General features: G+C 66.4%; 11 protein-coding genes. 4 read left to right on the top strand and 7 right to left on the bottom strand.

All coding sequences use genetic code 11. The annotated features are described in order from the left end of the window. Positions 1–12: 12 nt before the first annotated feature. The gene (locus tag QRN11_RS17695; RefSeq protein ID WP_091418775.1) at positions 13–405 is read left to right on the top strand and encodes an RNA polymerase-binding protein RbpA; all 393 of its coding nucleotides are present in this window, start codon (positions 13–15) and stop codon (positions 403–405) included. Here the strand turns inward: QRN11_RS17695 and pgl are convergent. From pgl to tkt, 6 genes are read right to left on the bottom strand one after another with little or no spacing between them, the layout of a single operon-like run. Next, on the bottom strand, positions 358–1,176 hold the full coding sequence (pgl, locus tag QRN11_RS17690) for a 6-phosphogluconolactonase (protein ID WP_285313838.1): 819 nt from the start codon (positions 1,174–1,176) through the stop codon (positions 358–360). The two genes, QRN11_RS17695 and pgl, sit on opposite strands and share 48 nt — an antisense overlap. Beyond that, a complete protein-coding gene (locus QRN11_RS17685; RefSeq protein WP_285313837.1) occupies positions 1,166–2,107 on the bottom strand; it encodes a glucose-6-phosphate dehydrogenase assembly protein OpcA in 942 nt (313 codons plus the stop codon). The genes pgl and QRN11_RS17685 overlap by 11 nt, the downstream gene beginning before the upstream one ends. Further along, positions 2,104–3,675: a glucose-6-phosphate dehydrogenase gene (gene zwf, locus QRN11_RS17680; RefSeq protein ID WP_285313836.1), complete on the bottom strand. Its 1,572-nt coding sequence runs from the start codon at positions 3,673–3,675 to the stop codon at positions 2,104–2,106. Before zwf ends, QRN11_RS17685 begins: the two co-directional genes overlap by 4 nt. Positions 3,676–3,688: 13 nt before the next feature. Continuing rightward, entirely contained in the window at positions 3,689–5,323 is a 1,635-nt protein-coding gene (locus tag QRN11_RS17675; protein WP_285313835.1) for a phosphoglucose isomerase-related protein, read from the bottom strand. 6 nt (positions 5,324–5,329) lie between these two features. After that, on the bottom strand, positions 5,330–6,445 hold the full coding sequence (gene tal, locus QRN11_RS17670; RefSeq protein WP_285313834.1) for a transaldolase: 1,116 nt from the start codon (positions 6,443–6,445) through the stop codon (positions 5,330–5,332). Between the two features lie 27 nt (positions 6,446–6,472). After that, on the bottom strand, positions 6,473–8,590 hold the full coding sequence (gene tkt / locus QRN11_RS17665) for a transketolase (RefSeq protein ID WP_285314021.1): 2,118 nt from the start codon (positions 8,588–8,590) through the stop codon (positions 6,473–6,475). Between the two features lie 542 nt (positions 8,591–9,132). Here tkt and QRN11_RS17660 point away from each other — a divergent pair. The 3 genes from QRN11_RS17660 (at position 9,133) to QRN11_RS17650 (ending at position 13,400) form a co-directional block, all read left to right on the top strand. After that, positions 9,133–10,089, top strand: a complete 957-nt coding sequence (locus QRN11_RS17660) for a heme o synthase (protein WP_091418936.1) — start codon at positions 9,133–9,135, stop codon at positions 10,087–10,089. An 88-nt stretch (positions 10,090–10,177) separates the two neighbouring features. After that, positions 10,178–10,930 carry a class I SAM-dependent methyltransferase gene (locus tag QRN11_RS17655; protein ID WP_285313833.1) on the top strand — a complete coding sequence of 251 codons (753 nt, stop codon included), beginning with the start codon at positions 10,178–10,180 and terminating at the stop codon, positions 10,928–10,930. A 139-nt stretch (positions 10,931–11,069) separates the two neighbouring features. Beyond that, the gene (locus tag QRN11_RS17650; protein WP_285313832.1) at positions 11,070–13,400 is read left to right on the top strand and encodes a SulP family inorganic anion transporter; all 2,331 of its coding nucleotides are present in this window, start codon (positions 11,070–11,072) and stop codon (positions 13,398–13,400) included. A gap of 82 nt (positions 13,401–13,482) precedes the next feature. On the opposite strand, the gene QRN11_RS17645 is transcribed toward QRN11_RS17650, so the two are convergent. Continuing rightward, positions 13,483–14,427, bottom strand: a complete 945-nt coding sequence (locus tag QRN11_RS17645; protein ID WP_285313831.1) for a COX15/CtaA family protein — start codon at positions 14,425–14,427, stop codon at positions 13,483–13,485. Between the last annotated feature and the right edge of the window lie 7 nt (positions 14,428–14,434).

Genomic DNA, 14,434 nt, shown 5'->3' with positions numbered 1-14,434 from the left:
GCAGGAGTCTCGATGATTCATCCAACATCAGGTTTCCGGGGCACCCGGGCGGGCGCAACGGCGGGAACAGGGACCAGCCTGGAGACCGGAGCCCACGGGAACGACCTTCCCCGCATCCGGATCTCGTACCTGTGCGCCAAAGGACACGAAACGCAGCTCGTCTTCCTCAAACTCCCCGAGGACCAGATCCCGGCCGTGTGGGACTGCCGGCACTGCGGGACGGCTGCAGCCCGGGACGGCGTGGCTCTTGCTGACACGGACATCCTGGAGGACGGCTACAAGAGCCACCTGGAATACGTTAAAGAGCGGCGCTCCAGCCAGGACGCCGAAGACCTCCTGGCTGGAGCGCTGGAAAAGCTACGCGCCCGCAGCGTCCTTCCGGACGAGCTGATGCGGGACGCGTGAGGCGGCGTTTTCGTCGATCAGCCACAGGGTTCGTGATGTGCCACGCGGACCGGCAGCGGGAACCTGGACGGGATTGGCGCCGGCAAGGGCCAGCCCCACAGCGCCGGCCTTGTCCTCACCGGCCACCACCATCCATACTTCGGCAGCCGTATTGATGGCCGGCAGTGTCAGGGACACACGCAGCGGAGGGGGTTTGGGCGAATTGCGGACGCCCACCACGGTGCGGGTTTTCTCCCGGATGCCGCCCTGCTCGGGGAAGAGTGACGCGATGTGTGCGTCCGGTCCCACGCCCAGCAGGACAACGTCCAGGCGGGGGAGCGCGGAAGGCTCCTCCGGCCGGTCATCGGACATGTCGGATGCGTGTTCCTCGGCGGCGGCCTCGCGCAAGCGGCGCGCATAGTCCTCCGCTGCCTCCTCCGGGCTGCCGAACTGGTCGGCTGAGCCGGGCTCGTGGACACGGTCAGGGTCCACCGGGATGTGCGAGAGCAGCGCGTCGTACGCCTGTTTGGTGTTCCGGTCAGCATCATCCGAGGCGACGAACCGCTCATCTCCCCACCAGAAATTGACCTTCGACCAGTTGACTGCGGGAGCAGCCGGAGAGTCAGCAACAGCCTTCAGCGTGCCGATGCCCACCGTGCCGCCGGTCAGCACCACGGTGGCTTCACCGTACTTGTCCTGAACATCAACAAGCTTGGTAATCAGGCGGGCCGCAATGGCCGCCATCAGCACCGACGAATCCGGATGGATGCTTACTCTTGGCTCAACGCTCACTGGGTCGGACGCTCCTTAGATTGGTTCGTGGCAGTCCCATAGTAATCACTTCGCCGAAGACTTCGTCCGGGTCCAGGCGTCGCAGCTCCTCGGCCAGGCAGTCGCGGAGGCTGCGGCGCGGCAGCGAGATCCGCTGGGCGGGCTGGCCCGGCTGGGTCAGCTCGGCCACGGACAGTCCCGGGCGGAAGAGCTGGACGTCGCCGCCGGGGCGAGTGAGCCGGACCCGGCGGATACCGGTTCCGGCGGGGTCCGCCACGATGGTCACCGGCGCCTCCAGGGCAAGGGTGAGCCACGCCGCGAGGAGGATGGTGGACGGGGAGTCCGAGGCACCCTCGACGGCGACCGCGGTCACCGGCGAGGAGTCCACTTCGTCCAGGGCCGCCGCGAGCTGGATCCGCCAGTTGGTCAGGCGGGTCCAGGCCAGGTCCGTATCACCGGCCCGGTAGGTTTTGTGGATCCGGGCGAGTGCCGCCTGCGGGTCGGGTTCGTTGGCGGAGTCGGTGATCCGGCGGTGCGCGATCCGCCCGATGGAGGTTTCGCAGGCGTTTTCCGGGGCGCCGTGCGGCCACCAGGCCACGATCGGCGCGTCCGGGAGCAGCAGTGCCGCAACCAGGGACTCGGACTCGTGGGAGAGCTGGCCGTAGCCGCGGAGCACGATCACCTCGGACGCGCCGGCGTCACCGCCCACCCGGATCTGGGCGTCCAGCCGGTCTTCGGCGTCGGCTCCAGCGTCGGCGAGAACGATGATCCGGCAGGGGTGTTCCCGGCTGGCATCGTTGGCCGCCTCGATTGCTTCTTCTTCGAGGCCGGACTTGGTGACCACCACGAGGGTCAGCACCCGGCCCAGGGCGATCACGCCGCCCTGCTCGCGCAGCGCCATCAGCTTCTTGGACACGTTGGAGGTGGTGGTGTCCGGCAGGTCTACGATCATGGCCTTCTCCAGGTTCGTCCGTCGCGGGCCAGCAGCTCATCGGCGCTGGCCGGGCCCCAGGAGCCGGGGGCGTAGGGTTCGGGCTGTTCGTCCAGGGTGGCCCAGTAGTCCTCGAACGGGTCAAGGATCTTCCAGGACAGCTCCACTTCCTCATGCCGCGGGAACAGCGGCGGCTCGCCCAGGAGCACGTCCAGGATCAGCCGCTCATAGGCCTCGGGGCTGGATTCGGTGAAGGAGTGGCCGTAGCCGAAGTCCATGGTCACGTCGCGGACTTCCATCTGCGTGCCCGGCACCTTGGAGCCGAACCGGATGGTCACACCTTCATCGGGCTGGACCCGGATCACCACGGCGTTCTGGCCGAAGTCATCCTCCCCGTGGTCACGGAACAACAGGTTGGGTGCACGCTTGAAGACCACCGCGATCTCGGTCACGCGCCGGCCCAGGCGCTTGCCCGCGCGCAGGTAGAACGGCACACCGGACCAGCGGCGGGTGTGGATGTCCACCCGGATCGCCGCGAAGGTCTCGGTGGTGGAATCGGCCGGGATGCCCTCTTCCTCCAGGTAGCCCTGGACCTGCTCGCCGCCCTGCCAGCCGCCGGTGAACTGGCCGCGCGCCGAGTGCGTGGACAGGTCCTCGGGGAGCTTGACGGCGGCGAGGACCTTTTCCTTCTCCGCGCGCAGGTCATCGGCGTTGAACGAGATCGGCTCCTCCATCGCCGTCAGCGCCAGCAGCTGGAGCAGGTGGTTCTGGATCACGTCCCGGGCCGCGCCCACGCCGTCGTAATAGCCTGCCCGGCCGCCGGTGCCGATGTCCTCGGCCATGGTGATCTGGACATGGTCCACGTAGTTCGCGTTCCACAACGGCTCGAACAGCTGGTTCGCGAACCGCAGCGCCAGGATGTTCTGGACCGTTTCCTTACCCAGGTAGTGATCGATCCGGAACACCGCATCCTGCGGGAACACGGACTCCACAATGTCGTTCAGCTTCCGCGCCGACTCAAGGTCGTGCCCGAACGGCTTCTCGATCACCACGCGCCGCCACTTGTCCCCCTCGGCCTGCGCCAAGCCGTGCTTGGACAGCTGCCGGCAGACCTGCTCGAATGCCTTCGGCGGGATCGACAAATAGAACGCATGGTTCCCGCGGGTACCGCGGACGTCGTCGAGTTCCTTGATCGTCTCGCCCAGACGCTCAAAGGCTCCGTCGTCGTCAAACTCACCCTGGACAAAACGGATGCCCTCGGACAGCTGGTTCCACACCGCCTCATCAAAAGGCGTGCGCGCGTAGGACTGGACGGAGGCCTTCACCTGGCCGGCGAAATCCTCATCAGTCCACTCCCGGCGCCCAAAACCCACCAGTGCAAAGCTCGGCGGCAGCAGCCCGCGGTTGGCCAGGTCATACACAGCCGGCATGAGCTTCTTGCGGGCAAGGTCACCGGTAACTCCGAAGAGCACCAGCGAGGACGGGCCGGCAATCCGGTTCAAACGGCGGTCACGGGGATCCCGGAGCGGATTACGCAGCGTTTTGCCGGGACGCGTCCCGGGCGACCTGCCGTATTCAGTTTCTGGCATGTTGCTTTGTGCCTTAGCTTTCGGTGACGGAGGCTGACCTGGCGGACAGCGCAGCAATGATGTCCTGCAACTGTGCCACACCGGCTGCCCGGTTCGTCAGGTGCAGGCGAAGCACGGGACGTCCGTGCTCGCTGAGGACCTGGGCATCGCCCGCGGCCTGCGCGGCAATCAGTTCCCCGAAGGTGAAGGGACGTTCCGGGATGGCAAGGTCCTCCGCCGCAGCAGCGGTGACCTGCAGGAATACACCGATCGCCGGACCGCCTTTGTGGAACTGGCCGGTGGAGTGCAGGAACCGGGGGCCCCAGCCGAACGTCACGGGACGTCCAGTGACGGCAGCGAGTTCGTCGCGTACACCTTCCAGCTCCGCGAATGCCAGACGGTCAAAGTAGGCCTGGACACTGAGGTAGCTGTCCGCCTCGAGCGTATCCAGCAGCGCCTTGACGGCACCCTCCGCAGTGGAAGCATTGCCGAGCCACTCGCCGCCACGAACCTCGATGGCACCGTCAACGAAGGCTGCCGGCGTGGGCTCCGGCTGTGCGTCCAGCAGGCCGCGGGCGGCTACCTTGGCGGCCTCCACGTCCGGCTGGTCGAACGGGTTGATCCCCAGCAGGCGCCCGGCCACGGCCGTGGCAAACTCCCAGACCATCATCTGGGCGGCGAGCCCGCCGGCGATGGCAACCTGGTTCTCACCGAGTTCGACGTCGGCATCCGCGGCCACCAGGCGCACCACCAGCACGTCATCGGCGCCCGTGGTCACCTCCGGCGAGTTGGGACCAGCCACCACCGGCAGGACACCGGTGCCGAGCTTGCCCGTGGACTCGGCGATCAGCTGCTCGGCCCAGTCGGCGAAGCCCACTATGCCCGAACCGTCCTCGGCGATGACGATCTTGTTGCGCAGCGGGCTGGTCCCGCCCAGCGCGGTCCCCAGTGCCAGGCCGATGTTCTCGGGAGCATCCTCGTTGAGGACCTCGGCTGCTTCCTCGGCCTCGTCCAGGAAGGCCTGGATGTCCACGCCGGCCAGGCCCGAAGGCACCAGGCCGAACGCGGTCAGTGCGGAGAAGCGGCCGCCCACGTTGGGGTCGGCGTTGAAGACGGCCCGGTAGCCGGCCTCGCGGGAGGCCTTGTCCAGCGGGGAGCCCGGATCGGTGACGATGATGATCCGGCTCGGGGCGTCGATGCCGGCGTCGTTGAACGCCTTCTCGAAGACCCTCCGCTGGGAATCAGTCTCGACGGTGGAACCGGACTTGGAGGAGACCACTATGGCGGTCTCTTCCAGCCGGTCCGCCAGGGCAGCACGGACCTGGTCCGGGTCCGTGCTGTCCAGCACAGTCAGCTCGACGCCGGCGGTGCCGGCGATGACCTCCGGAGCCAGCGACGATCCGCCCATGCCGCAAAGCACAATGCGGGTCACCCCCTCGGCCCGGAGGGCGTCACGCAGTTCCAGGATCTCGTTCACCAGCGGCTGCGAGACGCTGGCCGCCTCAACCCAGCCGAGTCGGATGGCCGACTCGGATTCGGCGTCGGGACCCCACAGGGTATGGTCCTTCGCGAAAATCCGGGTGGCGATCCGGTCCTCCACCAGGGCGGGAAGGTGCTGTTCGAGTGCCTGCTGTGCGGCACCGGTGGCTTCGTAGCTGAGTGTGCTCATTGTTGGTTAGGAGGCCTTCCGTGCAGAGGCGAGGGCGCCCTCGACGTCGCCGAGCAGTTCCTTCCAGCTGGCCACGAACTTGTCCAGGCCTTCGGATTCGAGGATTGCGACGACGTCGTTGTAGGAGATGCCGAGCTTCTCGAGCGCGTCGAGGGTTGCGTTGGCTTCATCGTAAGTGCCGGTGACGGTATCACCGGTGACCACGCCGTGGTCGAAGGTGGCGTCCAGCGTCTTCTCGGGCATGGTGTTCACCACGCCGGGAGCAACGAGCTCGGTGACGTAGAGGGTGTCCGGGTAGGCCGGGTCCTTGACACCGGTGGAGGCCCACAGCGGGCGCTGGGGGAGCGCGCCGGCTTCGGCCAGCAGGGCCCAGCGTTCGGTGGAGAAGAGTTCTTCGTAGACCTGGTAGGCGAGGCGGGCGTTGGCCACGCCGGCCTTGCCCTTGAGGGCCTTGGCTTCATCGGTGCCGATGGCGTCAAGGCGCTTGTCGATCTCGGTGTCCACGCGGGAGACGAAGAAGGACGCCACGGAGTGGATCTTGGAGAGATCGTGGCCGTTTTCCTTGGCCTGCTCCAGGCCGGCCTGGAAGGCGTTGATGACGGCGCGGTAGCGCTCCAGCGAGAAGATCAGTGTCACGTTGACGCTGATGCCCTCGGCCAGGGTTGCGGTGATCGCCTCAAGGCCCTCAAGCGTGGCCGGGATCTTGATGTGGACGTTGTCCTTGTTGACCTTCTTGTACAGGTGCTTGGCTTCGGCGATGGTGCCGGCGGTGTCCCAGGCCAGGCGCGGGTCAACTTCGATGGACACGCGGCCGTCAACACCCTTGGTGGCTGCTGCCACGGGAGCGAAGAGGTCGCAGGCGTCGGCGACGTCGGTGGTGGTGATTTCGAAGATGGTGTCCTCGACGCTGGCCCCGGCTGCTGCCTGGGCGGCGATGGTGGCGTCGTAGTCCGTGCCGGAGGTGATGGCGGCGTGGAAGATGGACGGGTTGGTGGTCACACCAACCACGTTCTTCTCTTCGATGAGCTTGGCCAGGGTGCCGGTTTCGAGGCGTCCGCGGGAAAGGTCATCGAGCCAGATGGAAACTCCGGCTTCGGAGAGCTGCTGTGTGGGAGTAGTCATGATGTTTTTCTCCTCAGAAATTGGTTGTTAGGCCTGCAGGCCTGCGAGGGAGTCCTTGGCAGCGGCGGCAACTGCTTCCGCGGTGATGCCGAACTCCTGGAAGAGGCGCTTGTAGTCGGCGGAAGCGCCGTAGTGCTCAAGGCTGACGGAACGGCCGGCGTCACCGACGAATTCCTTCCAGCCCAGGGCCAGTCCTGCTTCAACGGACACGCGTGCCTTGACGGCGGCGGGCAGCACTGACTCGCGGTAGGCGGCGTCCTGCTTGTTGAACCATTCCACGCACGGCATGGACACAACACGGGCGGCGATCCCCTCGGCCTGCAGGGCTTCGCGGGCCTGGACGGCCAGCTGGACCTCGGAACCCGTGGCGATCAGGATCACGTCGGCCGGGACGGTGGCGCCGTCCTTGGCCGCTTCGGCCAGGACGTAACCGCCTTTGGCCACGCCGGCAACGGAACCGAACGTGTCGCCGTCGGCTGCGCCCTCGCCGCGCTCCCAGGTGGGGATGTTCTGGCGGGTCAGCACGATGCCGGCGGGGTTGCTGTGGTTTTCCAGCATCGTCTTCCAGGCAACAGCCACTTCGTTGGCGTCACCGGGGCGGACCACGTCCAGGCCCACGATAGCGCGCAGCGAGGCGAGCTGTTCCACCGGCTGGTGGGTGGGGCCGTCTTCGCCCAGGCCGATGGAGTCGTGCGTCCAGACATACAGGGACGGAACACCCATCAGGGCGCCAAGGCGGATGGCCGGGCGCTGGTAGTCACTGAAGATCAGGAACGTGCCCGAGAAGGCACGCGTGCGGCCGTGCAGGCTGATGCCGTTCACGATCGACGCCGCGGCGTGCTCACGGATGCCGAAGTGCAGGACCCGGCCGTAGGGGTTGCCCTTCCAGGCGTCCGTCTGCTTCGAGGCGGGAACGAACGACGGCGAACCCTCGATCGTGGTGTTGTTCGACTCCGCGAGGTCCGCGGAACCGCCCCACAGTTCGGGCAGGACGGGGCCCAGTGCGTTCAGGACCTTGCCGGATGCGGCGCGGGTGGAGACGTCCTTGCCGGCCGGGAAGACCGGAAGGGCGGAGTCCAGGTCTTCGGGAAGTTCCTTGGCCTCGATGCGCTGCAGCAGGGCCGCCCCTTCGGGGTTGGCTGCCTGCCAGGCGTTGAAGGACTCTTCCCATTCCTTGCGGGCGGCGGCACCGCGGTCCACCACGGCGCGGGCGTGGGCCAGGACGTCCTGGTCCACGTCGAAGGACTTGGCCGGGTCGAAGCCCAGGACCTCCTTGAGTGCTGCGACTTCCTCGGCACCGAGGGCAGAGCCGTGGATCTTGCCGGTGTTCTGCTTCTTGGGGGCCGGGTAGCCGATGATGGTGCGCAGCGAGACGATGGAGGGCTTGGAGGTTTCAGCCTTGGCGGCCAGGAGCGCGGAGTAGAGCTCCTGCACGTCTTCCTTGTATTCGCCGGTCTTGGTCCAGTCCACGCGCTGGACGTGCCAGCCGTAGGCCTCGTAGCGCTTCAGGACATCTTCGGTGAAGGCGATGTCGGTATCGTCCTCGATGGAGATGTGGTTCTCGTCGTAGACAACAACGAGGTTGCCCAGTTCCTGGTGGCCGGCCAGCGAGGACGCCTCGGACGTGACGCCTTCCTGCAGGTCGCCGTCGGAAGCGATCACCCAGATGGTGTGGTCGAACGGGCTGGTCCCCGGGGCGGCGTCGGCATCGAACAGGCCGCGCTGGCGGCGCTGGGAGTACGCGAAGCCAACAGAGGACGCAAGGCCCTGGCCCAGCGGGCCCGTGGTGATTTCCACACCGGCGGTGTGCTTGTACTCCGGGTGGCCCGGGGTCAGTGAACCCCAGGTACGGAGCGCCTCAAGGTCCTTCAGTTCCAGGCCGTAACCGGAAAGGAACAGCTGGATGTAAAGGGTGAGTGAGGTGTGGCCGGGTGACAGGACGAAACGGTCACGGCCCAGCCACTCGGGGTTGCGGGGATCGTGGCGCATCAGCTTCTGGAAGAGAAGGTATGCGGCCGGCGCCAGGCTCATGGCCGTTCCGGGGTGTCCGTTGCCCACCTTCTCCACCGCATCCGCAGCCAGGACGCGGATGGTATCCACCGCGCGCTGGTCCAGGTTGGTCCAAGACAGTTCTTGCTCTTCCAAATGTGGCACGAAAACCGGGCCCCTCTCTGTGCTGATGGCAGGCGGCACACCGGGTCCGTTTGAACGCGCGCCGCGTGGCGCCCGCTGCGGTGTGTACCAGCCGTTCACCATCGAAACGTTGATCTTTCACTCAGCCACTGGCCAACTGGGAATGCGTTTTCCACCGCTTCCTGCTGCGTGCTGATCTGTTTGACAGCTTAGCTCCATTCCATTCTCCGGGCGGCCCAAATCTCACGTTGTGGACGCAATTTCCGCTTATTTGAACCCCCCTGAAGTGAGGTTGAGTTAATCTGCTCGAATCGGTGCGCGCGCAATCACCAGCACCAATTCCGGGACGATTGCCGCGGCTGCATGAGGGACCGTTGGGAGGGGAGCGGCACGGTATGATATTTGGAGGCCAGCGCCGGGTTGCAGACCTTTGTGGCCGCCCGGGGACTCCCGGCCCCGGCGCGCGGATCACCTGATAACGGTTCCGCCGGCGCCCGGACGGGCAGGGCCGCATGACACAGCTGGACAGCCAGACAGAACTGCCAACAGAACGGGTGACTGCCACCGTGAGCACAACAGATACGCCGCTGAACGCATCCCGGACAAGCGCCGGGATTGCCCGTAAAGCAAAGGCGTATCTCGCCCTCACCAAGCCCCGCGTGATTGAGCTGCTGCTCGTCAGCACACTGCCCACCATGATCTATGCCGAACGCGGCTTTCCGTCCATTGGGCTGATACTGGCCACATTGGTGGGCGGTGCGTTTGCAGCAGGCAGCGCAGGAGCCTTCAACTGCTACATCGACCGCGACATCGACAAACTGATGCACCGCACCGAGAACCGGCCGCTGGTTACCGGTGAGGTCACTCCGCGTGAAGCCCTGGTCTTCTCGTGGCTCCTCGGCGCGGCCGCCATCGCCATCCTGTGGTTCGGGGCCAACCCGCTGTCCGCCTGGCTCGGACTGGGCGCCATCTTCTTCTACGTGGTGATCTACACGATCATCCTCAAGCGGCGCACCGCGCAGAACATCGTGTGGGGCGGCGCCGCCGGCTGCTTCCCCGTCCTGATCGCCTGGGCCGCTGTCACCAACTCGGTGGAATGGCCCGCCGTGATCCTCTTTATGGTGATCTTCCTCTGGACACCGCCGCATTACTGGCCGCTGTCCATGCGTTACGGCGAGGACTACCGCAACGCCAACGTCCCCATGCTTGGCGCCATCGCCGGCGCCAAGGTGGTTTCGGTCCAGGTGGTCCTCTACGCATGGGCCATGGTTGCATGCTCGCTGCTCATGGTTCCCGCCGGCGGGGCGGGCTGGGTCTACACCGTCACGGCTGTCCTGGCCGGCGCCTGGTTCCTGTACGAATCACACTCCCTCTATAACCGGGCCCAGCGCGAGGATATCTCGGACAAGCGCGCCATGAAGGTCTTCCACGGTTCCATCAGCTACCTCACCCTGCTCTTCATCGCCTTGGCGGTTGACCCGTTCATCGGCCAGGCGGTCATGGCCGGCTAGTCCGCGTCACTCGTCACTGCCGCTGTCCCCCTGCACACCGGCCGCGTTGCCGCTGGTGGGCCGGCGTGGCAGGTGCAATAGTGGCGGGGTGATCAACCAACAAGAACTTTGGGATGCCGACGCTGCCGCCCGGTACGATACGCCCGGAGTGGGAATGTTCTCCCCGGAGGTACTGGGCCCCACGGTGGAGGTCCTGTCACAGCTTGCCGGTTCCGGTCCTGCCCTCGAATTCGCCATCGGCACGGGTCGGGTTGCCATCCCCCTGTCCGAGGCAGGGGTCCAGGTCACCGGCATCGAACTGTCGCATGCAATGATCGCCGGCCTCCGCGGGAAGGCGGATGAGCGCCGCATTCCGGTGGTTCAGGGTGACATGACCGACGCATCGGCCGGGAACAACTTTTCGCTGGTGTTCCTGGTGTTCAACACCATCTCCAACCTCCTGACCCAGGACGAGCAGGTCCAGTGTTTCCGCAACGCCGCACTTCACCTCGCACCTGGCGGACGCTTTGTCATTGAGCTCTGGGTGCCCCAACTGCGGTCGCTTCCGCCCGGGCACGGCGGGACTGTCGAGGTGAGCCAGCCAGGCTATTTGCTGGTGGACACCTATGACGTGCTCCGGCAGCACGTGACATCCCACCACGTGCAGTTCGGCCCTGAACTGGGGGCCGGGCGTATTGCGCGAATCGACCGGACACCCCACCGCTATATCTGGCCCGCAGAGCTCGACCTGATGGCACGGCTGGCGGGACTCGAGCTGGAATCCCGGTGGGCCGACTGGGACCGGAGCGAATTCACAGCCGACTCCCGCAGCCATGTGTCCGTCTACCGGCTGGCGGGCTAATAACGGGCGCGGCCGAGAAAAGGTTCCGCAGCTAAGACCATGATGTGACTGACTTGTCATATCCGTCACGTTTCCTGTCAGTCCGCGTGACTCCGTGCTTACCCTTGGATGGATCCTGCCCGCGAGCAAAGGAAAATCCATGGCACAGGCGCCCGATCCATCCACCGTCCCCACTGCGGTCCACAGCCCGCCAGCCGCAGGAAGGAGCACCAGCAGATTCCGGCGGCCGGGCTTCCTCAAGCATCTCGGCAGCGATATCCCGGCCTCTTTGGTGGTGTTCCTTGTTGCCCTTCCACTTTCCCTCGGCATAGCCGCAGCATCCGGGGCGCCCATCATGGCGGGGCTGATCGCAGCCGCCATCGGCGGCATCATTGCCGGCAGCCTGGGCGGATCCCCGCTCCAGGTCAGCGGACCCGCTGCCGGGCTCACCGTCGTTGTGGCCGGACTGGTCCAGGAGTTCGGCTGGCAGGTGACCTGCGCCATCACCGCTGCAGCCGGCGTCGTCCAGCTGCTGCTGGGCATCAGCCGCGTGGGACGTGCCGCGCTGGCCGTCTCGCCCGTGGTGGTGAAGGCGATGCTCGCCGGCATCGGCATCACCATCATCCTGCAGCAGATCCAGGTCCTGCTGGGCGCCGAACCGGCCGGCTCAGCGCTGGAAAACCTGGGTGCGCTGCCTGCGGCCATTACCAACGTCGAACTGCACGCAGCCCTGCTGGGGCTCACCGTTGTCGGCATCCTGCTGGGCTGGAAGTACCTTCCCGCCGCAGTCCGCCGCGTTCCCGGGCCATTGGCCGCCGTCGCTGCCGGCACCGCGCTTTCAGTTGCTTTCGCCCCGGCCGTGCAGCGCATCTCCTTTGAAGGCTCCATTTTCGACGCCGTGGCGTTGCCGCAGCTGCCGGAGGGCAACTGGCGTGCCGTCGTCTTCGCCGTCATCTCCATGGCCCTGATCGCCAGCATCGAATCGCTGCTTTCCGCGGTTGCCGTCGACAAGATGCACACGGGGGCTCGTACCAACCTCAACCGTGAGCTCGTGGGCCAGGGAGCGGCCAATATCGTTTCCGGTTCTCTGGGCGGCCTGCCGGTGACCGGCGTGATTGTCCGAAGTGCCACAAACGTCGAGGCCGGCGCCGCCACCCGTGCTTCTGCCGTCCTCCACGGCATCTGGGTCCTCGCGTTCTCAGCCATCTTCGCCGGACTGATCCAGCTGATCCCGCTGTCCGTCCTGGCCGGCCTGCTGGTGGTCATTGGTGCCCGCCTCCTTAAGGTTGCCGACGTCCGCACCAGCCTGCGCACGGGCGACCTCCTGATCTATGTGGTGACCCTCCTTTGCGTGGTGTTCCTGAACCTCCTCGAAGGCGTCATGATCGGGCTGGCACTGGCCGCGGCCAGCGTGCTGTGGCGCGTGCTCCGGGCGGGAATCCACGCACACCAGCCCGTCTCGCCGTCGGACCCCTGGCGGGTCACCATCGCCGGGTCCTGCAGCTTCTTCGCCTTGCCGCGGCTGAACCGCGTGCTCCACTCAGTGCCCGCGGGAACGGCCGTTGTGGTGGAGTTGAACGCAGACTATGTAGACCACGCCTTCCGCGAAGCCCTGATCGCGTGGCAGAAGCAGCACGAAGCGGCCGGCGGCACTGTCCGCCTTGAAGAACACGGAAACACCCTCTTCCAGGACGCGGCACACCGGACCCCGCAGCGGCAGGAAGCCCGGGAACTCCCGCTTCCGCCCAGGACCTCATGGCAGTCCGCCGGGCCCTCAGGGAATGGAGCCGTTGATTCAGCCGGCGGGGCGGACAGCCAGCTCGGATCCCTCCTGGCGGGGATCAACAAATACCACCGGCGCTTCGCCGACCAGGTCAAGCCCCTGGTCCAGGACCTGGCGGACGGCCAGGACCCGGACACGTTGTTCGTTGCCTGCGTTGATTCCCGGGTGAACCCCAACCTGATCACCAGCAGCGGCCCGGGCGATCTCCTGACCCTGCGGAACATCGGCAACGTGGTGTGCCACGAAGGCCAGGATGCCTCGATCGACTCGGCCCTGTCCTTCGCCGTCAAGGGCCTCAACGTGCATTCGATCGTCATCGGCGGGCATTCCAACTGCGGTGCGATGAAAGCAGTGATCGAGGACGCCGCGGGGAACGGCAACGCTCCGCTCGGCGCAGGCTTCGATGCGTGGCTGAACCACGCACGGCCCAGCTACCGCGAACTCGCCCACCATCCCGTGGCGCTGGCCGCGGAGGCTGCCGGCTACAACCAGGTGGACCAGTTGGCCATGGTGAACGTCGCCGTCCAGTTGCACAAGCTGGAGTGCCATCCTGTGGTTGGCCCTGAACTCGCCGCCGGCAGGGTGCAGGCGACCGGCCTGTTCTATGACATCGCCACGGCCCGTGTGCTGCTGGTGGAACGGGGCGGCATCCGGTTCCTCGATCCCGCCCAGGCCGCAAAAGCTGCTGCCCCGACGCTTATGCGGTGACAGGCAAGGTTTACATCTGCGGTTAGCGCAGCAGTGCCCCCGGTTCGAACCGAACCGGGGGCACTGCTTTTGCGGGACGAAGCTACTCCACGGGGCTCGCTTTCGCGAGATCCCAGGCGTTGGTTGAGGCCACCATCAGCAGCGCGGCGCCGAGCATGTGGGCGGCCACCAGGAGGGCCGGGATGCCGTTGTAGTACTGGGTGAAGCCGATGATGGCCTGGAGGATTGTCACACCGAGGAGCCCGATCACGGCGGTGCGGAAGGGGCCCCGGATCCGGCGCAGGAACACGAGCGCAAGTGCCACAACGGTTCCCGCTGTCACCAGGTACGCGGGCACGGCATGGATGTGGGAGAACAGGTCCCAGTCCAGGCCGTTGCGGGGAGCATCGGCGTCGCCGGCGTGCGGGCCCGCTCCGGTGACCACCACGCCAAGCATTACGGCCATGGCGGAAAAAAGTGCGACGGCGGCCGTCACCGGCCGCATGCTCCCGGGCAGGGCCGGGTGCCGGGCAGCCACAAAACGTCCGGTCCGGCCGAAAGCGCGGTTGACCAGCAGCGTGGCGAACACCACCAGTGCCATGGACACCAGGAAGTGCAGGCCCACCACCCAGGGATTGAGGTTCGTGAGTACCGTGATGCCGCCGATGATGGCCTGCGCCGGGATGCTGGCCAGGAGGCCCAGGGCCAGCAGGAAGAGGTCGCGCCGCTCCTTGCGGAGGTTCCACAGGTACACCAGCATCAGGGCTGCCACTGCCGCCAGGGCGAAGGTCAGGAGCCGGTTACCGAATTCGATGAACCCGTGGATCCCCATTTCCGGGGTGTTCACCAGGGAGTTATCGGTACAGCGGGGCCACGTGGGGCAGCCCAGGCCTGATGCCGTCAAGCGGACCGCGCCGCCGGTTACCACCAGGAGGGTCTGCCCAATGAGCGAGGCAACGGCAAGGCGCCGCACCCTGACGTCCACGGTGCGCGGCAGCCGGGATGACAGGCGGTTGACGAACTGGGGGAGGCGTGACGCCGTGCTCACGGATATC

Origin of the sequence: Pseudarthrobacter sp. fls2-241-R2A-168 (genome assembly GCF_030209335.1) — a bacterium.
Classification (GTDB): Bacteria; Actinomycetota; Actinomycetes; order Actinomycetales; family Micrococcaceae; genus Arthrobacter.
Note: the sequence above shows the minus strand (reverse complement) of the source record. Positions and strands in the feature narration are given on the sequence as shown.

Bases quoted from the DNA above. Each gene is read 5' to 3' on its own strand.
- zwf (WP_285313836.1), bottom strand. From the start codon at position 3,675: ATGCCAGAAACTGAATACGGCAGGTCGCCCGGGACGCGTCCCGGCAAA.
- tal (WP_285313834.1), bottom strand. From the start codon at position 6,445: ATGACTACTCCCACACAGCAGCTCTCCGAAGCCGGAGTTTCCATCTGG.
- QRN11_RS17650 (WP_285313832.1), top strand. From the start codon at position 11,070: ATGGCACAGGCGCCCGATCCATCCACCGTCCCCACTGCGGTCCACAGC.
- QRN11_RS17685 (WP_285313837.1), bottom strand. From the start codon at position 2,107: ATGATCGTAGACCTGCCGGACACCACCACCTCCAACGTGTCCAAGAAG.
- QRN11_RS17695 (WP_091418775.1), top strand. From the start codon at position 13: ATGATTCATCCAACATCAGGTTTCCGGGGCACCCGGGCGGGCGCAACG.
- QRN11_RS17675 (WP_285313835.1), bottom strand. From the start codon at position 5,323: ATGAGCACACTCAGCTACGAAGCCACCGGTGCCGCACAGCAGGCACTC.